Source organism: Bradyrhizobium sp. AT1 (genome assembly GCF_001590795.1).
In the GTDB taxonomy this organism is placed as follows: Bacteria; Pseudomonadota; Alphaproteobacteria; order Rhizobiales; family Xanthobacteraceae; genus Bradyrhizobium.
The window spans coordinates 5237829-5259009 of record NZ_JXDL01000001.1 but is presented as its reverse complement, the minus strand read 5'-3'; the positions used below and the strand labels follow the sequence as shown (position 1 = coordinate 5259009).

The window sequence follows — 21181 nt, the reverse complement described above, 5'->3', positions numbered from 1 at the left end:
AAATTACTCCGCCACACGCGCCGACTTGCTGCTCGCCGCCTCCGACCATTCGCCGACGACACGGTCGAGGTCGCAAAGATTCTGGTGCATCTGCTCCAGCGAGAAGCCGAGCGCGAAGAAGCGCTCGGCGGTATCGCCGGGATGGCCGCGGATCAGTCCGTCCTGCCGGACGGACGCGACCGCCTCGGCATAGTGCTGGAGCGCGACGTGAACGGGATGGATCGGCGGCGCTCCTGCGCCTTCGCGCAAGGCGGCCGCCGCCGAGCGCAGGAAACGCGCGATGACGGTGGACACCTCCGTCAGGGGCGCGGCGAGCCGCATCTGCACCTCGACCGGCAGCGGCACCACGGTGGCGCGGCCGATCATCACCACATCATGGCGCAGCCGCAGCACGGTGCGCAGCAGCGGGCCGGTGTCGGGCCCGCTCGACAGGCGGGCGGCGCGCTCGCGTTCGGCCTCCGCGCCGATGGCATTCATGCCCACCATCGCGGTGCCGATGCCGTCCTGGATCCGGTGCAGCGCGTCGTTGTCGCGGCCGCGCGTGAGGCCGGCGAGCAATTCCGTGAAGGCATCCGCGATCAGCTCGAGCAATTGTGCCGCAGCAGCACGAATCTGTCGCACCGCGCGCGAGGGCAGCACCAGGAAGGAGACCAGCAACCCCGTGATCGCACCGACCGCGACCTCGCTGACCCGGTCGATCGCCGAGGTCATGGGATCGGAATGATGCATGGTCGGAACCAGCAGCACGATCACGGCGGTCACCGTGGCCGCGCTGAGGCTCGGATTGATCGCGGCGATGAAGGCGAGCGGGGCGACCGAGAGGACCAGCAATCCCAGCAGCCCGGCTTCGCTGGAATAGGGAATCAGGATCGCGATGGCGCCGCCATAGATCGCGCCGCCGATGGTGCCGAGCATGTAGTCGCGCGTCGCCTTCAGCGAGCGACCGACGCTCATCTGGGTCACGATCAGCGAGGTCAGCACCGCCCAGAGCGGCAACAGCAGATGCAGCGCGGTGGCGAGCGCATAGGCCGCGGTCGCGGCGACCGTGACCCGGATCGCGAGCCCCAGTTGCGTCCGCCGCGACCTGATCCGCTCCCACGCCCGTCCTGCGAATGCCATCGTTGACGTCCCGATCCTCTTGAGGCCGAGCAGAAGCATGGCTGATGCCCGCGGCCGCAAGGCCGCTTGAAAGGCCAATTCAGCCCGCCTAATTTGCGCGCCAAAACGAGGAAACACGATGGCCCACGAAACTGCAACGCTCGCCGCCTATGTCGTCCATCTGAAGTACGGGGATATTCCGGCGGAGGTGCTGGATCGCGCAAAAGTGCTCACGCTGGACTTCCTCGGCAGCGCCATCCGGGCGCGGCGCGAGGCGGAATCGACCCCGTCGATGCTGAAAATGCTGGAAGCGCTGGCGCTGGACACCAAGGGCGACTCCACCGTGTTCGGCGACAGCAAGACCTGGACGCCGGCCGTGGCCGCGCTGCTCAACGGCGCGCTCGGCCATTCCCTCGATTTCGACGACACCCACGCCGATTCCTCGCTGCATCCGAGCGCGCCGGTGGTTCCCGCCGCCTTCGCCGTCGGCGAGATGGTCGGCGCTTCCGGCCGCGACGTGCTGACCGCAATCGTCGCCGGTTACGAGGTTTGCTGCCGGCTCGGTAATGCGCTCGACCCGACCTCGCATTATGCGCGCGGCTTCCATCCCACCGCGACCGCCGGCACCTATGGCGCCGCCGCGGCCGCCGGCAAGTTGTTCGGCCTGTCCGAGCAGCAACTCATCTCCGCCTTTGGTGTCTCCGGCAGCCAAGCCGCAGGCTCGCTGCAATTCCTGGTCAACGGCGCCTGGAACAAGCGCTACCAGGTCGGCGCCGCCGCGATGAACGGCGTGATCGCCGCAACGCTGGCGCGCAACGATTTCGTCGGCGCGACGGAATCGGTCGAAGGCAAGCACGGCCTGCTCGCCGGCTACACCGACGATGCGCATCCGGCCAAGGCGGTCGCCGAGCTGGGCAAGACCTATGAGACCATGAAGATCGGCGTGAAGCCCTATCCGAGCTGCCGCTACACCCACGCCGCCATCGACGCGCTGATCGCGATGCGGCGCGAGCACAATCTGACGCCCGACCAGGTCAAGCGCGTCGAGATCGGCCTGCATCGCAACGGCATCACCTTGACCGGCGATGCCGCCACCAAGCGGCATCCGACCTCGATCGTCGGCGGCCAGTTCTCGATGTTCTTCACCGGCGCGCTCGCGCTCGACCAGGGCTCGTTCGGCTGGGACGATTACAACCGCCTCGGCGATGCCGCCATCGACGCGCTCGCCGACAAGTTCGACGTGGTGCAGGACGACCGGCTCGAGATCGGCCGCACGCATCCCTTTGGCGCGCGCGTCAGCATCACGACGGATGACGGCGTGCACGAGCGGCTCTATGCCGATCCCTCCGGGGAGCCGAATTCGTTCCCGGATGTGCAGGCGATGCAGCAGAAGTTTCTGACGCTGGCGCGCCCGGTGCTGAACGCGCGCGCGGAGAAGTTTGCGGATGCGATCATGACGCTGGAGCGGTTCGATCGCGTGGCCAAGGCGACGGAGCTGGGACGGTAAGTGCGTCGTTTTTTCCCTCTCCCTTGTGGGAGGGGGTGGCTCGCCGCGCAGCGGCGAGACGGGTGAGGGGTATCTCTCCGCGACCCGACTCTCATTTGAGTACGCGGATAGAGACCCCTCATCCGGCGCTTCGCGCCACCTTCTCCCACAAGGGGAGAAGGAAGAAGAAGCGGCACCACGCACCTCTCAATCCACCCCCGCCAGCTTCCCTTTCTCCCGCAGCGCCGCCACGACGTCGCGCACGAGATCGAACACGCCGTCCGCTTGCGGCGGGGCGTTCGGCGAGCGGCCGAGGCGGACGATCACCAGCTTCTCCGAGGGGATCACGATGGTGTATTGCCCGATGGTGCCCTTGGCGAAGAACGCATCGCGCGGCCAGCCGTGCTGCACGCGAAATTTCGCACCAAAGCTGTCGCCCTGGTTGGTCCAGAAGCCGGCGCCGATGCCGACCCACGCATTCGGCGTGGGCGAGGCCGTGTAGTTCACCCACCCCTCCGGCAGGATGCGTTTGCCGCCGGCGACGCCGTCATTGAGATAGAGCTGGCCGAAGCGCGCCCAGTCGCGCGCGGACGCCAGCATTTCGCTCGAGCCTTCGATCGTGCCGGAGCCGTCGAGCTGCAGCGTGACGTGGCGCATGCCGAGGGGCCCCAGCAAGTCACGGCGCGCGAAGCGCAGCGCAGCTTCGGGCGTGCCGCCGGTCGCATTGCGGATCAGGTGCGAGAGAATGAGGATGTTGCCGTCGTGGTAATTCCAGGCGGCGCCAGGCGCGGTCTCGAGCGGGATGGTCTCGGCATAGGCGGCCATGTCCGCTTCCATGAACTTCATCCGGTTGACCGGCTCGAAGGCTGAGCCGAGCGAGGCCTCGAGGGAGCTCCCGAGGGCAAGCCCTGCAGTGTGGCGCAGCAGCTGATCGACGGTGATGGCATGGCGCGGATCATCAGGGCTTTTCCAGGCCGCGACCGGCGCGGGTCCGTCGAGCTTCAGCTTGCCCTGACGCACGAGCACGCCGATCAGGGCGGACACCACGGATTTCGTCATGGAGAAGCCGAGCAGCGGCGTCTGCGGTCCGATCCCATCGGCATAACGCTCGGCGATGACGCGGCCGGATTTCATGACGACGACGGCACGGGTCCGCCGATAAGGCGGCTGGGCGGGCTCGGCGAAGGCGCGGTCGAGCGCGGAAGCAAGCTCCTCGCTCTGCGGCGCCACGATCGCAGGGCCGGCGATCTCCGGCAGCAGCGCCGGCTGCCCTTCCTCCGCAGGCACCTGTACATCGGCGAGCGGCGCGCCATGGTCGAGCGAGCAGCCGAGCCCCTCGCGATAGACGGCATGGCTGCGGCCGAGGCCGAACAGCGTCACCGTAACGTCCCTCCGGACGCGGTCGACCCGGGTGTCCATCGCCCAGGTGATCAGGCCCGTGCCTGGCATGGCGTCGGTGGTCTCGGCAAAGTTGCGCTGCGGATCGAGGCCGGAGACGAAGGTCTCTGAACACAGGATGTCGGCGACGAAGCCGGTGGCGACCTTGGGCACATCGCGCGCGCGCGCCGCGCCGAGCGCGAGGCCGGCACAGGTGATGGTGGCAGTGAGGAGGACGATCTGGCGGCGGCGGGGCACTGGCTTTCTCCTGACGGGGGCGTAGGCCGGGAGGAAGCCGGAACGGACGGAGCGAGGCTCGCCGGATTTGGAAAATGACCTGGTTGAAGTCGGGACGGGCTGATCGATTCCGAAATATTGCAATGATTGCAGCAACTTGAAATCTAGGCCGTGTTCACCTTGAGCCGCCGGTACTCCGTCGGCGTCACGCCCGTGACCGCCTTGAAGGCGCGATTGAACGGTCCCAGCGACTGAAACCCGGCATCCATGGCGATGGTGATGACGGGCACCTCGGCCTGGGCGGGATCGGCCAGCGCGGCCTTGGCTTCCTCGATCCGGTGGTTGTTCAGGAACACATTGAAGTTGCGGTAGCCGAGCCGCTGATTGATCAGGCGGCGCAGCCGGTATTCCGGAATCTTCAGCCGGCCAGCGAGCACGCCGATGGTGATATTCTCCTGGCGATAGACCCGCTCGTCCGCCATCAGCCGCATCAGGGCGTCGATCAGCTTTTGATCGGCGGCGTCCTCACTGGCTTGCGGCGAGAAGACGACCGCCGGCGCGGACTTCGCTTCGAGCGGAAACAGATCGCTGGCATCGACGCGCATCATGGCATAGGCGATGGCCGCGACGATGCAGGCGAGCACGCCAGCATTGATCGCATCGGCGGCGTCGACGACGCGGGACCCCGCGACGGAGATCTGAAGCACCGCATTCACTCCGCCATAGAGCGCGCCGGCACAAACGATGAAGACGCGAACGCGGCGGCGGCGCTCGACCAGATCGGCCGGCCACGAGGCGACCGTCTGTCCGATCGCAAGCGCGATGAAACCGAGCACGATCAAATTGACCACCGTCACCGAGAAGCGCACGTGGCCGCTTGGCGCAATCCAGACGCAGCCTGCGAAGCTGAACGCCGTCACCAGCGCCCAGACCCATCCGTGCCACCAGCGGAGGCGAAACTCGTCGTCGAACAGCGCGCGCGTGAACAGCCAGAACACCACGATGTTGCCGGTCGACAGTGCGACCAGCGGCGCATGCGACGCCGGGATCCGCGACGTGACACCCACCGAATAGCTCACCGCATGCGCGGCCAGGCCCAGTGCGAGCGCCGCACCAAGCCGCCCCGCCAGCACATTGCGGAAATCGGCGACCAATGACGCCGCCAGCACCAGCAGCAGCGCGACGCTGGCAGCGCGGAAAGCGAGCTCGGTTGCGGCAAGGGTCATCGGCTGAGGCGAACGGTCGCGGTTAAAGGCAGCCGAACATCGTTGGTTGCGCCGGCTTTTTCAAGGACGATCCACGCAAGGGGTCAGTCGCGCCTCATCCGTCGCTGTCATCGCCCGGCTTGACCGGGCGATCCAGTACGCCGAGACGGCAGCGATTGAACGGATAGGCTGCGGCGTACTGGATTCCCCGCTTTCGCGGGGAATGACAGCGGAGCATGTGGCGCCGCCCGCACGATGTCCGGCCCCGGCCTTTGTCGCGACGCCAATACCAAATCCTGCTACGATGAAGCTCAAGAAAGCGAATAAGGAGTTCACCATGAGCTGGCAACCCTCGAACGATCCCGTGCTCGGCGATCCCATGTCCTGCGATGCGCTCGACCTCGTCATCGTGCCGCGCACGCGTGATCTCGGCGATGGATTCGCGGTGCGGCGCGCGCTGCCGCATGGCAAGCGGCAGATGGTCGGGCCGTTCATCTTCTTCGATCATTTCGGACCGGTGCAGTTCGTTTCCGGCAAGGGCATGGACGTGCGGCCGCATCCGCATATCGGGCTCGCCACCGTCACCTATCTGTTCGACGGCGCGATCATGCATCGCGACAGCGAGGGCAACGTCCAGGAGATCGCGCCCGGCGCGATGAACCTGATGACCGCCGGGCGCGGCATCGCGCATTCCGAGCGCACGCCGGATGCGCAGCGGGCCTCGGGCCAGAAGATGCTGGGCCTGCAGAGCTGGATCGCGCTGCCTGCGGGATCGGAGGAGATCGCGCCGTCGTTTCAGCACTACGCGGCCGACGAACTGCCGATGATCTCCGAGCGCGATTTCACCGCGCGGGTGATCGCGGGCGCCACCTTCGGCATCACCTCGCCCGTGTCGATGGTGTCGCCCTGGTTCTACACCGAGGTCACGGCAGCCCAGGGCGCGAGCGTGCCCCTCGACCCCGATCATGAGGAGCGCGCGATTTACGTGGTGGAAGGCGAGGTCGAGATCGCGAACGAGCGCTATGAGGGGCCGCGTCTCCTGATCTTCCGCCCCGGCGACCGCATCACCGTGAAGGCGCTCAAGCCCACGCGGATGATGTTTCTCGGCGGCGATGCACTGGAGGGCCCGCGCCATGTCTGGTGGAATTTCGTGTCCTCCAGCAAGGAGCGGATCGAGCAGGCCAAGCAGGACTGGAAAACCGGCCGCTTCGCCGCAGTTCCGCAGGAACACGAGTTCATTCCGCTGCCGGAATAGGCTAATGCGGTGTCCGGCCATGCCGTCAGGCGCGGCCGGACGCCCTGAAAGCCATGTCTGCGAAAGCCTTGTCTGCGAAAGCCTTGTCGATGACCACCATGCTCTCCAGCGACCTGCCCCTGACCAAGATCGGACGCGGCAAGGTGCGCGACATCTACGCCGTCGACGACGATCGCCTGCTGCTGGTCACCACCGACCGCATCAGCGCCTTCGACGTGGTGATGGGCGAGACCATCCCGATGAAGGGCGCGGTGCTGACCCAGATCAGCGCGTTCTGGTTCAACGAGCTCGAAGGCGTGGTGCCGCATCACATGATCAGTGCCGACACCGACGAGATCATCGCCGCCGTGCCGGCGCTTAGAGCCCACCGGGCCGAGATCCTCGGCCGCGCCATGCTGTGCAAGCGCACCACCGTGTTCCCGATCGAATGCGTGATCCGCGGCTATCTCTCGGGCTCGGCGTGGAAGGAATACGCGGCCAGCGGCACGCTGGCGGGCGAGAAGCTCAAAGCCGGTCTCGTCGAAAGCGAGAAGCTGGAGCCTTCGATCTTCAGCCCGGCCACCAAGGCCGAGACCGGCCATGACGAGAACATCACCATCGCGAAGATGCGCGAAGTGGTCGGCGACGAGACCGCCTACACGCTGGAAAGCATGACGCGCGCGATCTACACGCTCGGCGAGGAGCTTGCCCGCGAGCAGGGCATCATCATCGCCGACACCAAGTTCGAATTCGGCCGCGACAAGGACGGACGCATCATCCTGATCGACGAGGTGATGACGCCGGATTCCTCGCGCTTCTGGGCGGTCGACGCCTACAAGCCCGGCCAGCCGCAAGCGAGCTTCGACAAGCAGCCCTTGCGCGACTATCTCGACGTCGAGCGCCGCGCCGGCCGTTGGAATGGCGACGCCCCGCCGCCGCCGCTGCCGGCGAGCGTGGTGGATGCGACCAGCAAGCGGTATCTGGAAGCGTATCGGCGCGTGACGGGGAATGAGCTGAAGATCTAGCGCGCCGTTGCTGCCGCGCGATCTCGACTCATTGATCCAGATCAAGCCGGGAGCCCACGATCAAAGAAAGCTGATCACCTCGGATTGGTACGACAACGAGGGAGATTGCCATGAAGCTGGTCGGCACGAAGCGAACGTTACTTTTTGCAGCCGCGCTGGGCTGCGGAATTTTTGGCTCGACCAACTGGTCGAACGACGCCGGCATCGCGTTCGGCGTTCCCAGCGCTGAAGCCAGAGTCGGCCGGCCGTTAACCCCCGTGAGCGTTGCCGGCGTCGCCCGTCGAACCACGCGACGCGCGGTCGTTGGGGGCGCGGCTGCGGGTGCGGCAGCTGCTGGCGCAGCGTGCGTCCGCGTCTATGTGAACGGCGCCTACGTCTGCCGCTGACGCCATTCGCGCCGGCGAACTCAAATCGCCGGCGCGCATCGTCGATCGTCGGGTTACACCCCCGCCATCATCACGTATTTGATCTCGACATATTCTTCCATGCCGTGACGCGAGCCTTCGCGGCCGAGGCCGCTTTCCTTGACCCCGCCGAAGGGTGCGACTTCGGTGGTGATGAGGCCGGTGTTGACGCCGACCATGCCTGATTCCAGCGCCTCGGCGACACGCCAGACGCGGCCGAGATCGCGGGAGTAGAAGTAGGAGGCGAGGCCGAACGGCGAGGCGTTGCACATGGCGATGACGTCGGCCTCGTCCTTGAAGCGGATCACCGGCGCAAGCGGGCCAAAGGTCTCCTCCTGCGCCACCAGCGAGTCCGCCTTGACGTCGGCGAGCACCGTGGGCTCGAAGAACGAGCGGCCGAGCTCGCTGCGCTTGCCGCCGGTCACGACCTTGGCGCCGCGCTTGACGGCATCCGCGATATGGCGCTCGACCTTGTCGACCGCCTTCATGTTGATCAGCGGGCCCTGCGTGACGCCGCTCTCGGTACCATCGCCGATCTTCATCGCGGCAACTTTCTTCGAGAGCTTCTGCACGAACTCGTCGTAGATCTTGTCCTGGGCGTAGAGCCGGTTGGCGCAGACGCAGGTCTGGCCCATGTTGCGATATTTCGAGACGATGGCGCCCTCGACCGCAGCGTCGATGTCGGCGTCGTCGAACACCACGAAGGGCGCATTGCCGCCGAGCTCCAGGCCGAGCCGCTTCACGCCGACGGAGGCCTGCTGGTAGAGGATCTTGCCGACCGCGGTCGAGCCGGTGAAGCCGACGAAGCGCACCGCCGGATGCTCGCACAGCACCTTGCCGATCGGCGGCGCGTCACCGGTGATGATGTTGAGCACGCCCTTGGGGATGCCGGCCTTCTCGGCGAGCACGGCCAACGCCAGCGCCGACAGCGGCGTTTCGTTGGCGGGCTTGAGCACCACGGTGCAGCCGGCGGCCAGCGCCGGCGAGACTTTCCGCGTGATCATCGAGTTCGGGAAATTCCACGGCGTGATCGCGCCGCAGACGCCGATCGGCTGCTTGATCGCGAGCAGACGGGCGTCGGGCCGCTGCGTCGGAATGGTCTCGCCATAGACGCGCCTGGCTTCCTCGGCGAAGAACTCGATATAGGCAGCGCCGATGTCGACCTCGCCCAGCGCCTCGGTGAGCGGCTTGCCCTGCTCGGAGGTGAGGATGAGCGCAAGATCCTCGCGGTTGGCGATGATCAGCTCGAACCATTTGCGCAGGATGTTGGAGCGCTGCTTGGCGGTGTGCTTGGCCCAGCCCGGAAAGGCGCGCTCGGCGGCTTCGACCGCCTTGGTGGTCTCGTCCGCGCCGAGCTGCGGAACTTTTGCCAGCTCGACGCCGGTCGCGGGATTGTTCACCGCGAAGACCGGGGTGCCGACCCAGGCGCCGTCGATATAGCAAGCCTCCTTCAGCAGCGAAGGGTCCTTCAATCGGTCGCGCAGGGTGGCGGTGGCTTGCGGGGCGCGTGCGGCGGCGGTCGGTGTCATGGCGTACTCCCTGAGGCAATCAAACTTGGGGCGATCGGATTGGCCCGGAATATAGGGGCAAGCGGGGCCCAATGCACCGCCTCGCAACGCACAGCTGATGGGAGTTCGGCTGGGAGCGGCCTCAGGCCGCGCCGCTCATATAGGTCTCACGCCGGCCGATCATGCGCTCGGCGGCGGCCTTGGCGTCGGCCTTCGAGGAGGTCGCGCAGGTCCGATATTCCAGATCGGGCGCGTCGGATGCGTCGCGGCGACCGAACCAGTTCTTCGAGCCGACCGGCAGCAGCGCCAGCGACTGCGCCAGATTGTCCACCGCGCCGAACGAATAGAGTGCGCCGGTCCCGGCGATCCGCACCTCGTAGATGCCAGGCGAAATCGGCGCCTCCAAATTCTCGCCCCGTCCGGGACGGGGATAGCGCTTCCATTCGCTCCAGGTCGAAATCATTTGAGGTCCCCTCGCGGCCGGTCAGCAGCCGCCAATTTGCATCAAGTCTTAACGTCGGCGGCCGATCGGCCGCGTGCTGAAACGCCGCAACGCACAAAATGTTTCAAGTGCTTTCAAACAGGTGAAACATATCGCCAGAGCCCATCCACGGTCACTGCGACGTGCGGCCATCCACCGCAGATTGTGACGGAGTGTTGCCGTTCAGCCCACCTGTCGTCCTGCGTGGGGCACGGACCGTCAAGTCACGACATCGCGACCGCAGCGGGCATCTGGACACGCTTGCCGCGCGCGGCGTGCCGGAGGACAATCGATCGCTTCCAACAATAATCAAACCGGAGGAAACACGCATGCAAAGCAAAGCTGAGATCGACGAGATTCTGCGCCAGAAGAGCGATGCCAAGGAGATTCCCGGCGTGGTCGCGATCGCCGCCAGCGGTAACGACGTGCTGTATCAGGGCGCATTCGGCAAGCGCGACCTGTCCAAGCCCGATCCGATGACCGCTGACAGCGTGTTCTGGATCGCCTCGATGACGAAGGCGGTGACATCGGCGGGCGCGATGCAGCTGGTCGAGCAGGGCAAGCTGTCGCTGGACGCGCCGATCGGCGAGGTATTGCCCGATCTCGCCAACCCGCAGGTGCTCGAAGGCTTCGACGCCAAGGGCGAGGCCAAGCTGCGGCCGGCCAAGCGGCCGATCACGCTGCGCCAGCTCATGACCCACACCGCAGGCTTCTGCTACAACATGTGGAACGGCGATCTCGCCGTCTATCTCGACAAGAATGGCATTCCCGCCATCACCACCTGCCAGAACGCGGCGCTGAAGACGCCTGTCATGACCGACCCCGGCACGCGCTGGGAATACGGCACCAACATCGATTTCGTCGGCAAGGCGGTGGAAGCGGTCAGCGGCAAGCGGCTGGACGCCTACCTGCGCGACAATCTGTTCAATCCGCTCGGCATGACCGACACGGCCTTCAAGATCACCGACAATATGCGCAAGCGCCTCGTCGGCATGCATGCGCGCGGCGAGGACGGCCAGCTCGCCGCGATCCCGTTCGAGCTCGAGCAGGAGCCGGAATTCCACATGGGCGGCGGCGGCCTCTACTCGACCGCGGCGGACTACATCAAGTTCACCCAGATGATCCTCAACAAGGGCCGCGGCAACGGCAACCAGGTCCTGAAAGCCGACACGATCGCCATGATGAGCCAGAACCAGATGGGCGATCTCAACATGACCAAGATGACGACGGCGGCGCCGATGTACACCAACGACGTCGATCTCTATCCGGAGCAGGTGAAGAAATGGGGCCTCAGCTTCATGATCAACACGCAAAAGACTGCCGAGGGCCGCAGCGCCGGCAGCCTCGCCTGGGCGGGCCTCGCCAACACCTATTACTGGATTGATCCGGCCCGCGACGTCACCGGCGTGATCCTGATGCAGCTCCTGCCGTTCGCCGACGCAAAATGCCTGGAGGCGTTCGCAGGCTTCGAGCGCGGGGTCTATGCCGGGCTCGATGCGGGAAGCGGACAGAAGGCGGCCTAGCCACTTAGTATGAGGTGCGCGACGTCGCGCGCCTTCGCAGCAATCGATAACCTCGTGCCCAAAGCCATCGGCTTCAGGCACGAGGCACCAACTTTGAGGAGACAAACTTGGCGAGCGACCTGGCGGATAAAGCGGACAGCTACGTTTGCGGCATCTCGGACACGCCGCTGCTCGGCGACACCATCGGCCGCAGCCTCGACCACGCGGTGCGGCGCTGGGGGACACGCGAGGCGCTGGTCTCGCCCAGCCACGGCGTCAGATGGACCTGGAAAGAGTTCGCCGAGCGGGTCGACGCGCTCGCCGCAGGCTTTCTCGCGCTTGGGCTCGAGCGCGGGGAGCGGATCGGCATCTGGTCGCTGAACCGGCCGGAATGGACGCTGACCCAGTTCGCCGCCGCCAAGGCCGGGCTCATTTTGGTGACGATCAACCCCGCCTACCGGCTCAGCGAGCTGGAGTTTGCGCTGAAGAAGGTCGGCTGCGCGGCGATCGTCACAGCCACCGCCTTCAAGACCAGCAACTACATGGAGATGCTCAACACGTTGTTGCCGGAGCTGGCAGGCTCGAAGCCCGGACAGTTGCACGCGGCGCGCTTGCCGGCCTTGCGGATGGTGATTCAGATCGGCGGCCCCGCCGCGGCCGGCACGATTGCCTTCGACGAGGTCGCGCGCATGGGCGGCGACCGGCATCGCCAGCAACTTGCCGCGCTCGGTGAGGACCTGCAATTCGACGACCCCGTCAACATCCAGTTCACCAGCGGCACCACGGGATCGCCCAAGGGCGTCACGCTGACCCACCACAACATCCTCAACAACGGCTATTTCACCGGGCGCGCCATGCGCCTGACCGAGCAGGACCGCATCTGCATTCCCGTACCGCTCTACCATTGCTTCGGCATGGTGATGGGCAACCTCGCCTCGGTCACAACAGGCACGACCATGGTCTTTCCCGGCGAGGGCTTTGATCCGCTCGCGACGCTGCGTACGATCGAGCAGGAGAAATGCACCGCGCTCTACGGCGTGCCGACCATGTTCATCGCGGAGCTCGATCATCCCGAGTTCAAGACTTTCAATTTGAAGTCATTGCGCACCGGCATCATGGCCGGCGCGCCCTGCCCGATCGAAGTGATGAAGCGCGTCAACACCGAGATGAACATGGGTGAGGTCACCATCGCCTACGGCATGACCGAGACCAGCCCGGTCAGCTTCCAGAGCGCGACCGACGATCCGCTCGAGCGCCGCGTGTCCACCGTCGGACGGATTCACCCGCATGTCGAGGTCAAGGTCGTCGATCTCGAAGGGCGGATCGTCAAGCGCGGCGAACGCGGCGAGCTCTGCACCCGCGGCTACAGCGTCATGCTGGGCTATTGGGAGGAGGCGGAAAAGACCGCCGACGTGCTCGACGCCAATGGCTGGATGCACACCGGCGACCTCGCCACCATCGACGACGAGGGTTATTGCAACATCGTCGGCCGCATCAAGGATCTGGTGATCCGCGGCGGCGAGAACCTCTACCCGCGCGAGATCGAGGAGTTCTTGTACCGTCACCCCAAGATCCAGGACGTGCAGATCTTTGGCGTCGCGGACACCCGCTACGGCGAGGAGCTCTGCGCCTGGGTCCGCGTCAGGCCGGGCGAGACGCTGACGGCCGAGGAGGTCCGCGCTTTCTGCGACGGCCAGATCGCCCACAACAAGATCCCGCGCTACGTGGAGTTCGTCGACGAATTCCCGATGACGGTGACTGGGAAAATCCAGAAGTTCTTGATGCGCGACGCCGTTGAACAGCGGCTGGGGCTGAGGGCGGCGAAGACGGCGTGAGGTGAGAGAGGCGCGCTTTAAACCGTCAGTTTCGTAGCCCGGACGGAGCGTAGCGTAATCCGGGGCGGTCCTGCCGCGGGGACGGAACCCGGATTTCGCTGCGCTCCATCCGGGCTACGAGCTCTTCGCAATGACGGAGGAAAGAGACGCGCCCTACGCCGTCAGCCCGCGCTGACCGGCGAGCTCCTTCAGCGACACCAGCGGGCGGGCGCCGATGTGCTGAATCACTTCGGCGGCCGCGAGTGCGCCGAGCTCGCCGCACTGCTTGTAGGCGAGGTTGCGCGCCAGGCCATACAGGAAGCCCGCGGCGAACAGGTCGCCTGCGCCGGTGGTGTCGATCACCTTGTCGACCGGGAAGGCCGGCGCGGCGACGGCATCCTCGGACGAGACCACCATGCAGCCCTTCTCGCTGCGGGTGACCACGCCGAGATTGACGTCGTTGCGCAGCTGCTTCAGCGCCGTGTCGAAATCCGACGTCATGTAGAGCGAGTGCAGCTCGGACTCGTTGGCGAACACGATGTCCACGGTGCCGTTGCGCATCAGGGACAGGAACTCGTCGCGATAGCGATCGACGCAGAAGGAATCCGACAGCGTCAGCGCCACTTTGCGTCTGGCGTCATGGGCGATCTTGGCCGCCTTGACGAAGGCGTCCTTGGCGTTCTTGGGGTCCCAGAGATAACCTTCGAGATAGACGATACCGGCAGAGGCGATCTCGGCCGGGTCGATATCGGCCGGCGACAAATCCTGCGCTGCGCCGAGATAGGTGTTCATGGTGCGCTCGCCGTCATCCGTGACGAGGATGTAGGAGCAGCCGGTGGCAGGACCGTCCGTCGCGGCGGGCGTGTTGAAGGCGACGCCGGCAGCGCGGATGTCGTGGACATAGAGCTTGCCGATCTGGTCGTCCTTGACCTTGCCGACATAGGCCGCGCGCGCCCCCAGGCTGCCGATGCCGACGATGGTGTTGGCGGCAGATCCCCCCGAGACTTCCGTGGCCGGCCCCATGTCTTTGTAAATGGCCGCCGCCCGCGCCTCGTCGATCAGGGACATGCTGCCCTTGGCCATGCCGTGCCTGGCCAAAAAGGCCTCGTCGGTCCTGACCAGCACGTCGAACAGCGCGTTGCCGATGCCGAGAACGTCATATTTCACGTCAGCCATTCACCTTGATCCTGTCTGGCGGATTGCGGACCTTACGGAAATCCGCTTCCTGTTACCCTGAAATCCGGCTCGCGGCCTATCACGACCGGCCCTTCGCGGGCAAGCAACGGTATTATTCAAGCGCAATGATCCGCTCCTTCCTGACAGTCTCGACGGGAACGCTGGCCTCGCGGCTGCTGGGTTTTGCCCGCGATTCCATGATTGCCGCCCTGCTCGGCACGGGTGCCGTGGCGGACGCGTTTCTGGCCGCCTTCCAGCTCGTCAACGTGGTGCGCCGGCTGCTCAGCGAGGGGGCGCTGAATGCGGCGCTGATCCCGGCCTGGCTGCGGGTCCGCAACCGCGATGGCGAGCGAGCCGCCTCGGCATTCGCCGGACGCGTGCTCGGCACGGTCAGTGTGGGCCTGATCGCGATCTCGGCCGTCATTGCGCTGGTGATGCCGCTGATCATCACGGTCATCGCCCCCGGCTTCCTCGGCAACGCGACGCTCGATCTCGCCGTACAGAACGCGCGGCTGATGCTGCCTTATCTCGCCTTCGCCGGCCCCGTCACGGTGCTGATGGGCCTGCTGAACGCACAAGGGCGCTTTGCGCTTACCGCGTTCTCGCCGCTGCTGTTCAACATCGCCTTGATCGTGGCGATCGCCGTGCTGCTGGCCTGGCACAAAGATGCGGCGTTCGCGGCGTGGATGCTGGCGGCGACCGTCGGACTTGCCGGCTTGCTGCAACTCCTGATGTTGCTGTCGCAACGAAGCGCGCGCCTCGCGACGCCGCTGCGCATGAGCTTCGACAAGGAGATGCGCGGCTTCTTCGCCAAGGCCATTCCCGGCATGATCGCAAGCTCCGGGCCGCAATGGCTGATGGTGGCCGGTGCGATCATCGCATCCGCGACGCCGTCCGCGGTGTCCTGGCTCTATTTCGCCAACCGCCTGATCGAGCTGCCGCTCGGCATCGTCGGCGTCGCGATGGGCACCGTGCTGGTGCCGGAGCTGACGCGCGCTGTCGGAAGCTCCGACCGCGAGGCGGTGGCGCATGCGCAATCGCGTGCGCTGGAGCTTGCGACCGGGCTGGCGCTGCCGGCGACGCTCGGCCTGATCGTGCTGGCCGAGCCGATCGTCCGGCTGTTGTTCGAGCATGGCGCATTCGGCCCGGAGGACAGCGTTGCCACGGCGCATGCGCTGACGTGGCTGGCGCTCGGCCTGCCGGCGCATGTGCTGATCAAGGCGCTATCGCCGGCCTTCTATGCCCGCAGCGACACGATGACGCCGCTTCTCGCCACGGCTAAGGGTTTTGTGGTCGCGGTGTTGCTCGCGGTCCTGCTCGGCCATTTTTTCGGCGCGAGCGGGATTGCGGCGAGTATCGCGGCCGGTGCCTGGAGCAGCGCTCTCTCGCTGCTTCGGAAAGGCGCCGGCGAATTCGGCTTCTCGATCGACCTTGCTGCCCGCAAGCGGCTGCCGCGGATCATGCTCGCAGCGGCCGCCATGGGCGCCTCGCTCTGGCTGACCACGGGACTCGTGCCCTCGGAGGCGCACGGCCTGATCCAATTCATCGTGCTGGGCCTGCAGATCGGGGCCGGGATTGCCGTCTATGGCCTGCTGCTGCAAATCCTCGGCGCGGCCTCGTGGCGCGAGGCGGTTAACGCCTTGAAGCGTCCCACCTGAACAGGCCGCGCTTGCGAATTGCCCTTGACGGGGCAGCGCCGCTGTTGGAAACGACGGCCGAATACCTATGGGAAAGCTTGACCATGCCATTCGTTGAACGGGTCTTTTCGGGCGTCCAGCCGACGGGCAATCTGCACCTCGGCAATTACCTCGGCGCGATCGTCAACTTCGTGAAGATGCAGGAAACCCACAATTGCATCTATTGCGTCGTCGACATGCACGCGATCACGCAGGGCATCGACGTCTGGGGCGGACCGGCCGAACTCACGCGCAACACCCGCGAGGTCACCGCGGCGTTCATCGCAGCCGGCATCGATCCGAAGAAGCACATCGTGTTCAACCAGAGCCAGGTCTCGGGCCATGCCGAGCTCGCCTGGATCTTCAATTGCGTCGCGCGCATGGGCTGGCTCGGCCGCATGACCCAGTTCAAGGAGAAGGCCGGCAAGGACCGCGAGAACGCCTCGGTGGGCCTCTTCGACTATCCCGTGCTGATGGCGGCGGACATCCTGCTGTACCGCGCCACGCACGTGCCGGTCGGTGAGGACCAGAAGCAGCATCTCGAGCTCTCGCGCGACATCGCGCAGAAGTTCAACAACGACTTCGGCGACTCCATTCGCGCCCAGGGCGCCAATGACGGCCTGTTCTTCCCGCTGCCGGAACCGTTGATCACGGGCCCGGCGACGCGCGTGATGAGCTTGCGCGACGGCACCAAGAAGATGTCGAAATCCGATGCCTCGGACAATTCGCGCATCAATCTGACCGACGATGCCGACACCATCGCGCAGAAGATCCGCAAGGCGAAGACCGATCCGGAGCCACTGCCGTCGGAGGAAAAGGGGCTGGAAGCCCGCCCCGAAGCCGACAATCTCGTCGGCATCTTCGCCGCGCTCTCCGGCCGCGCCAAGGCCGACGTGCTGCGCGAATTCGGCGGCGGCCAGTTCTCCAGCTTCAAGAACGCGCTGGCGGAGCTGTGCGTGACGAAGCTCGCGCCGATCGCAGGCGAAATGAAGCGCCTCGTTGCCGACCCCGGCCATATCGATTCGATCCTCAACGATGGATCCGACCGGGCCCGCGCGCTCGCCGACGAGACGATGAAGCTTTCGAAGGATATCGTCGGCTTCATCTACCGGCGCTAGAGACGGCCGGCGCCGGCGCGCCGGCCGCATCTCCTCTCCCCAAGCTTGCGGGAGTGTGGCAGCATGCCGTCCCTGCACATTCCGGGATAGGCATGACCAGCAAACGACTTTGCTACGAGCCGGGTCACAAGCCCAAATGCCTCGTCATCGTCGACGACACCGCCGAATGGGATCGCGCGGTCTACTATGCCAGTCGCTGGGCGATCCGCGCCGGTGGCGGCGTGGTGATGCTGCGTATCATCGAGCCCGAACAGCAGACCCAGGAATGGCTGGGGGTCGCCGACATCATGCGCGCCGAAGCGCAGGAAGCGGCGGAGGCCGCGCTCGACCGCGCCGCCGGCCGCGCCAACGGCATCGCCGCGATCACCCCGGAGCGGGTCATCCGCGAAGGCGCCGCGATGGAACAGCTGCTCGCGGTGATCGACGAGGATCCCGACATCGCCATGCTGGTGCTCGCCGCGAACCCGGGCGCGGAGGGGCCGGGGCCGTTGGTCTCCTTGCTGGCGCACGCGCTTGGCACGTTCCCGATTCCCGTGACGATCATTTCCGGCGCGCTGAGCGACGAAAGCGTAGATTCGCTGTCGTAGCTTGGAGCCTTCGTCATGCCCGGGCTTGTCCCGGGCATCCACGTCCTTGGCGCTGTACGAAGCAAGGCGTGGATGGCCGGGTCAAGCCCGGCCATGACGGGACGGAGCGACCCATAACCCGCTGATAGGACAGCAGAATGCCCCACTCTCCCCTTGATCGTGCGTTCTCCGTCGCCATCTGCTAGGGAATAGGGCAACGCGCCGGCCTTGAACCGGCGACGTCTGGAGAAAACCATGTTCATTCAAACCGAAGCCACACCCAATCCCGCCACGCTGAAGTTCATTCCCGGCCGCGTCGTAACCGACGGCAACCCCATGGAATTTTCGAGCCGTGAGGCCGCAACGCGCTCGCCGCTCGCGGAAAAGCTGTTCGAGGTGCCCGGCGTCGCCGGCGTGTTCTACGGATCGGACTTCATCACCGTGACCAAGGCGGGCGGTGAATGGCAGCAGCTCAAGCCCGCGATTCTCGGCGCCATCATGGAGCACTACATGTCCGGCGCGCCCCTGCTCGCGGACGGGGCGGCTGCCGATGATGCCGATATCGACGACGAGGACGAGTTCTTCGATGAGGCCGATGCCGAAACGGTCGACATGATCAAGGACCTGATCGAGACCCGCGTGCGGCCGGCGGTCGCCAATGACGGCGGCGATATCACCTTCCGCGGCTTCAAGGACGGCATCGTCTATCTCAACATGAAGGGCGCCTGCTCCGGCTGCCCGTCATCGACCGCGACGCTGCAGCACGGCATCCAGAATCTGCTCAAGCATTTCGTGCCCGACGTGGTCGAAGTCCGGCCGATGTGATCGGTCAGCGAATGGCGAGGTGCGAATGGCGAATGGCAATCCGATCGGCTAGACTGTTCGCTATTCGCCACTCGCCATTTGCTTTTCCATGCTGATCCTCGCCATCGATACTGCCCTCGACGCCTGCTCCGTCGCCGTGCTCGACACCGATGCCGGCGCGCTCCTCGCGCAGGAGCAGCTTCTCATGAAGCGCGGCCATGCCGAGGCCTTGATGCCGATGATCGCGCGCGTCATGCAATCGGCCGATCTCGCCTTCACCGCGCTCGACCGCATCGCGGTCACCGTCGGCCCAGGAAGCTTCACCGGTCTGCGAGTCGGCATTTCGGCGGCGCGCGGCCTGGCGCTCGCGGCCGAGCGGCCGGCGATCGGCCTCACCACCCTATCGGCCTATGCCGCCGCCATCGTTGGCCAGAGCAAATCGGCGCCGGTGATCTCGGCGATCGACGCGCGGCACGACCATGTTTATTTCCAGGTCGTCGCCGGCGACGGCAGCCAGCTGGTTCGGCCGCGCGTCGCTTCCATCGACGAGGCGATCGCGGCCTCGCAATTCGGCGCGCCGCATCTGGTCGGCAATGCCGCAAACATCCTCGCCGAGCGCTGGCCGAAAGACAGCGAGCAGCCGGTCGCGGTCGAGGCGCAAGCAGCGCCTGACATCAGCTGGATCGCATGGCTCGGCGCCGCCGCCGATCCCGAGACTAATCCGGCGCGGCCGTTCTACCTGAAAGCGCCCGACGCCAAGCCGCCGGCACAACCCCCATTTGCAGCTCAAGCCGCGACCTCATGATGAGATGGCTGTCGGAATGGTGGCGCGGCGGCACCGCCGCCGTCGAGCCCGCGTCGCTGCGTGACGCCGCGCGGCTGGCGCAGCTGCACGGCGCTTCGTTCGCACACGGCTGGGGCGAAGGCGAATTCGAGAGCATGCTCAGCGAGCGCAACACGCTCGTGCATCGGCTGCGCCGGGGCCGCAGGACGATCGGATTCGCGGTATCGCGGATCGGCGCGGACGAGGCGGAAATCCTCTCGATCGCGGTGGATCAGGCCCATCGCGGCCGCGGCCTCTCCCGCACGCTGCTAATGACCCATCTCGGACATCTCGCAGGGCGCGGCGTGCGCACAATATTTCTCGAGGTCGAGGAAAACAACCAGCCGGCCCGACGGCTCTATGACGGGTGCGGATTCGTGGTGGTCGGGCGCCGCGAACGCTACTATAAGCAGCCCGACGGGGAACATTTGAACGCCCTTCTGATGCGGCGTGACTTGTCGTAACATCGGTGCCAGAAAGCGCCCCGCCAGGCAGACAAACTATGACCGCACTGAAACCTTCTTCCGCATCCAAGGCGTCCGGCATCGAGGCGCGCTGTGCCGCCACCGGCATGCGTATGACCGAGCAGCGCCGCGTCATCGCGCGCGTGCTCGCGGAGGCCGTCGATCATCCCGATGTCGAGGAATTGTACCGGCGCTGCGTCGCGGTCGACGACAAGATCTCGATCTCGACCGTGTATCGCACCGTCAAGCTGTTCGAGGACGCCGGCATCATCGAGCGCCACGATTTCCGCGAGGGTCGCGCCCGCTACGAGACGATGCGCGACAGCCACCACGATCACCTCATCAATCTGCGCGACGGCAAGGTGATCGAGTTCACCTCCGAGGAGATCGAGAAGCTGCAGGCGGAAATCGCCCGCAAGCTCGGCTACAAGCTGGTCGACCACCGGCTCGAGCTCTATTGCGTCCCGCTCGACGACGACAAGCCGACATCCTGATTTAGTGCCAATCGATCTCATCATCTTCGATTGCGACGGCGTGCTCGTGGACAGCGAGGTGATCTCCTGTCGCGCCCATGCGGACGTGCTGACGCGGCACGGTTATCCGATCACCTCGGAGCAGGTCCTGGTCCGCTTCCTCGGCGTATCCGAGAAGGACGCACGACTGATGGTCGAACAGGAGATCGGCCGCAGCCTCCCGGGTGACCTGGAGCAGCAGATCAGCGCGGCCACGCTGCAATTCTACGCCAGCGATTTGCAGCCGATCACCCATGTGGCCGCGGCGATCGCCGCAATCGATCTGCCGAAATGCGTCGCATCGAGCGGCACGCCGGAGAAGATCCATCACGGCCTGACATGCGCCGGGCTCTACGAGTTGCTCGCCCCGCACATCTTCTCGGCAAGTCAGGTCGCACGCGGCAAGCCGGCGCCTGATCTGTTCCTGTTTGCCGCCGCGCAGATGAAAGTCGCGCCGGAACGGTGCGTCGTGATCGAGGACAGCGTCCCCGGGGTAACCGGCGCACACGCCGCCGGGATGACCGTGCTGGGCTTTCACGGCGGCAGCCACTGCCCGCCGGGACACGCCGAAAGGCTGCGCGCCGCCGGCGCCGGATTGACGTTCGACGACATGCGGCAATTGCCCGAGCTGGTCCGGCGAAGTCTGGGTTTGCCCAAGCTTCAGTCGTAGA

At 65.8% G+C, this 21181-nt stretch carries 20 protein-coding genes; 14 read left to right on the top strand and 6 right to left on the bottom strand.

What is annotated here, in order from left to right; genetic code table 11:
* Positions 1-3: 3 nt before the first annotated feature.
* Positions 4-1119, bottom strand: coding sequence for an FUSC family protein (locus SE92_RS24435; RefSeq protein ID WP_063203739.1), 1116 nt, complete (start codon positions 1117-1119; stop codon positions 4-6).
* 118 nt (positions 1120-1237) lie between these two features.
* Here SE92_RS24435 and SE92_RS24430 point away from each other — a divergent pair, with 118 nt between their 5' ends.
* The gene (locus tag SE92_RS24430; RefSeq protein WP_063199034.1) at positions 1238-2605 is read left to right on the top strand and encodes an MmgE/PrpD family protein; all 1368 of its coding nucleotides are present in this window, start codon (positions 1238-1240) and stop codon (positions 2603-2605) included.
* A 186-nt stretch (positions 2606-2791) separates the two neighbouring features.
* Here the strand turns inward: SE92_RS24430 and SE92_RS24425 are convergent, their stop codons facing one another.
* Positions 2792-4219 (bottom strand): serine hydrolase domain-containing protein, encoded by a 1428-nt coding sequence (locus tag SE92_RS24425; protein WP_063199033.1) that lies wholly within the window; start codon positions 4217-4219, stop codon positions 2792-2794.
* A gap of 143 nt (positions 4220-4362) precedes the next feature.
* Entirely contained in the window at positions 4363-5424 is a 1062-nt protein-coding gene (locus SE92_RS24420) for an AraC family transcriptional regulator (RefSeq protein ID WP_063199029.1), read from the bottom strand.
* A 316-nt stretch (positions 5425-5740) separates the two neighbouring features.
* On the opposite strand from SE92_RS24420, the gene SE92_RS24415 reads away from it, so the two are divergent.
* The 3 genes from SE92_RS24415 (at position 5741) to SE92_RS35145 (ending at position 8048) form a co-directional block, all read left to right on the top strand.
* Positions 5741-6658: a pirin family protein gene (locus SE92_RS24415; RefSeq protein WP_063203738.1), complete on the top strand. Its 918-nt coding sequence runs from the start codon at positions 5741-5743 to the stop codon at positions 6656-6658.
* Positions 6659-6747: 89 nt separating this feature from the next.
* Complete coding sequence (locus SE92_RS24410) at positions 6748-7662, top strand: phosphoribosylaminoimidazolesuccinocarboxamide synthase (protein WP_063203737.1); 915 nt, start codon at positions 6748-6750, stop codon at positions 7660-7662.
* Between the two features lie 110 nt (positions 7663-7772).
* The gene (locus SE92_RS35145) at positions 7773-8048 is read left to right on the top strand and encodes a hypothetical protein (protein ID WP_084251882.1); all 276 of its coding nucleotides are present in this window, start codon (positions 7773-7775) and stop codon (positions 8046-8048) included.
* Between the two features lie 53 nt (positions 8049-8101).
* On the opposite strand, the gene SE92_RS24405 is transcribed toward SE92_RS35145, so the two are convergent.
* Together SE92_RS24405 and SE92_RS24400 are read right to left on the bottom strand one after the other, a co-directional pair.
* The gene (locus SE92_RS24405) at positions 8102-9595 is read right to left on the bottom strand and encodes an NAD-dependent succinate-semialdehyde dehydrogenase (protein WP_063199027.1); all 1494 of its coding nucleotides are present in this window, start codon (positions 9593-9595) and stop codon (positions 8102-8104) included.
* A 121-nt stretch (positions 9596-9716) separates the two neighbouring features.
* Positions 9717-10037, bottom strand: coding sequence for a hypothetical protein (locus tag SE92_RS24400; protein ID WP_063199025.1), 321 nt, complete (start codon positions 10035-10037; stop codon positions 9717-9719).
* Between the two features lie 347 nt (positions 10038-10384).
* Here SE92_RS24400 and SE92_RS24395 point away from each other — a divergent pair, with 347 nt between their 5' ends.
* Positions 10385-11578 carry a serine hydrolase domain-containing protein gene (locus SE92_RS24395; RefSeq protein ID WP_063199022.1) on the top strand — a complete coding sequence of 398 codons (1194 nt, stop codon included), beginning with the start codon at positions 10385-10387 and terminating at the stop codon, positions 11576-11578.
* 119 nt (positions 11579-11697) lie between these two features.
* On the top strand, positions 11698-13392 hold the full coding sequence (locus tag SE92_RS24390; RefSeq protein ID WP_063203736.1) for an AMP-binding protein: 1695 nt from the start codon (positions 11698-11700) through the stop codon (positions 13390-13392).
* A gap of 153 nt (positions 13393-13545) precedes the next feature.
* On the opposite strand, the gene SE92_RS24385 is transcribed toward SE92_RS24390, so the two are convergent.
* Positions 13546-14547, bottom strand: a complete 1002-nt coding sequence (locus SE92_RS24385) for an adenosine kinase (protein WP_063199019.1) — start codon at positions 14545-14547, stop codon at positions 13546-13548.
* A gap of 125 nt (positions 14548-14672) precedes the next feature.
* On the opposite strand from SE92_RS24385, the gene murJ reads away from it, so the two are divergent.
* The 8 genes from murJ to SE92_RS24345 all read left to right on the top strand — a co-directional run bounded on the left by murJ (position 14673) and on the right by SE92_RS24345 (position 21180).
* The gene (murJ, locus tag SE92_RS24380; RefSeq protein WP_063199018.1) at positions 14673-16205 is read left to right on the top strand and encodes a murein biosynthesis integral membrane protein MurJ; all 1533 of its coding nucleotides are present in this window, start codon (positions 14673-14675) and stop codon (positions 16203-16205) included.
* 83 nt (positions 16206-16288) lie between these two features.
* On the top strand, positions 16289-17341 hold the full coding sequence (gene trpS / locus SE92_RS24375) for a tryptophan--tRNA ligase (protein ID WP_063203735.1): 1053 nt from the start codon (positions 16289-16291) through the stop codon (positions 17339-17341).
* A gap of 92 nt (positions 17342-17433) precedes the next feature.
* Positions 17434-17928, top strand: a complete 495-nt coding sequence (locus SE92_RS24370; protein ID WP_063199015.1) for a universal stress protein — start codon at positions 17434-17436, stop codon at positions 17926-17928.
* Positions 17929-18162: 234 nt separating this feature from the next.
* The gene (locus SE92_RS24365) at positions 18163-18732 is read left to right on the top strand and encodes a NifU family protein (protein WP_063199012.1); all 570 of its coding nucleotides are present in this window, start codon (positions 18163-18165) and stop codon (positions 18730-18732) included.
* An 88-nt stretch (positions 18733-18820) separates the two neighbouring features.
* The gene (gene tsaB, locus SE92_RS24360) at positions 18821-19516 is read left to right on the top strand and encodes a tRNA (adenosine(37)-N6)-threonylcarbamoyltransferase complex dimerization subunit type 1 TsaB (protein ID WP_063199009.1); all 696 of its coding nucleotides are present in this window, start codon (positions 18821-18823) and stop codon (positions 19514-19516) included.
* Positions 19513-19998, top strand: coding sequence for a ribosomal protein S18-alanine N-acetyltransferase (gene rimI / locus SE92_RS24355; protein WP_063199007.1), 486 nt, complete (start codon positions 19513-19515; stop codon positions 19996-19998). Before tsaB ends, rimI begins: the two co-directional genes overlap by 4 nt.
* 38 nt (positions 19999-20036) lie before the next feature.
* Positions 20037-20492 carry a Fur family transcriptional regulator gene (locus tag SE92_RS24350; protein WP_011083619.1) on the top strand — a complete coding sequence of 152 codons (456 nt, stop codon included), beginning with the start codon at positions 20037-20039 and terminating at the stop codon, positions 20490-20492.
* A gap of 4 nt (positions 20493-20496) precedes the next feature.
* Positions 20497-21180: an HAD family hydrolase gene (locus SE92_RS24345; protein ID WP_063199005.1), complete on the top strand. Its 684-nt coding sequence runs from the start codon at positions 20497-20499 to the stop codon at positions 21178-21180.
* Position 21181: the final 1 nt, after the last annotated feature.

Excerpts from the sequence above, each read along its gene's own strand:
- SE92_RS24410 (WP_063203737.1), top strand. The coding sequence starts at position 6,748 with ATGACCACCATGCTCTCCAGCGACCTGCCCCTGACCAAGATCGGACGC.
- rimI (WP_063199007.1), top strand. The coding sequence starts at position 19,513 with ATGATGAGATGGCTGTCGGAATGGTGGCGCGGCGGCACCGCCGCCGTC.
- trpS (WP_063203735.1), top strand. The coding sequence starts at position 16,289 with ATGCCATTCGTTGAACGGGTCTTTTCGGGCGTCCAGCCGACGGGCAAT.
- SE92_RS24435 (WP_063203739.1), bottom strand. The coding sequence starts at position 1,119 with ATGGCATTCGCAGGACGGGCGTGGGAGCGGATCAGGTCGCGGCGGACG.
- SE92_RS24400 (WP_063199025.1), bottom strand. The coding sequence starts at position 10,037 with ATGATTTCGACCTGGAGCGAATGGAAGCGCTATCCCCGTCCCGGACGG.
- SE92_RS24405 (WP_063199027.1), bottom strand. The coding sequence starts at position 9,595 with ATGACACCGACCGCCGCCGCACGCGCCCCGCAAGCCACCGCCACCCTG.
- SE92_RS24350 (WP_011083619.1), top strand. The coding sequence starts at position 20,037 with ATGACCGCACTGAAACCTTCTTCCGCATCCAAGGCGTCCGGCATCGAG.
- SE92_RS24420 (WP_063199029.1), bottom strand. The coding sequence starts at position 5,424 with ATGACCCTTGCCGCAACCGAGCTCGCTTTCCGCGCTGCCAGCGTCGCG.
- tsaB (WP_063199009.1), top strand. The coding sequence starts at position 18,821 with ATGCTGATCCTCGCCATCGATACTGCCCTCGACGCCTGCTCCGTCGCC.
- SE92_RS24365 (WP_063199012.1), top strand. The coding sequence starts at position 18,163 with ATGTTCATTCAAACCGAAGCCACACCCAATCCCGCCACGCTGAAGTTC.
- SE92_RS24415 (WP_063203738.1), top strand. The coding sequence starts at position 5,741 with ATGAGCTGGCAACCCTCGAACGATCCCGTGCTCGGCGATCCCATGTCC.
- SE92_RS24430 (WP_063199034.1), top strand. The coding sequence starts at position 1,238 with ATGGCCCACGAAACTGCAACGCTCGCCGCCTATGTCGTCCATCTGAAG.
- murJ (WP_063199018.1), top strand. The coding sequence starts at position 14,673 with ATGATCCGCTCCTTCCTGACAGTCTCGACGGGAACGCTGGCCTCGCGG.
- SE92_RS24395 (WP_063199022.1), top strand. The coding sequence starts at position 10,385 with ATGCAAAGCAAAGCTGAGATCGACGAGATTCTGCGCCAGAAGAGCGAT.
- SE92_RS24385 (WP_063199019.1), bottom strand. The coding sequence starts at position 14,547 with ATGGCTGACGTGAAATATGACGTTCTCGGCATCGGCAACGCGCTGTTC.
- SE92_RS35145 (WP_084251882.1), top strand. The coding sequence starts at position 7,773 with ATGAAGCTGGTCGGCACGAAGCGAACGTTACTTTTTGCAGCCGCGCTG.
- SE92_RS24370 (WP_063199015.1), top strand. The coding sequence starts at position 17,434 with ATGACCAGCAAACGACTTTGCTACGAGCCGGGTCACAAGCCCAAATGC.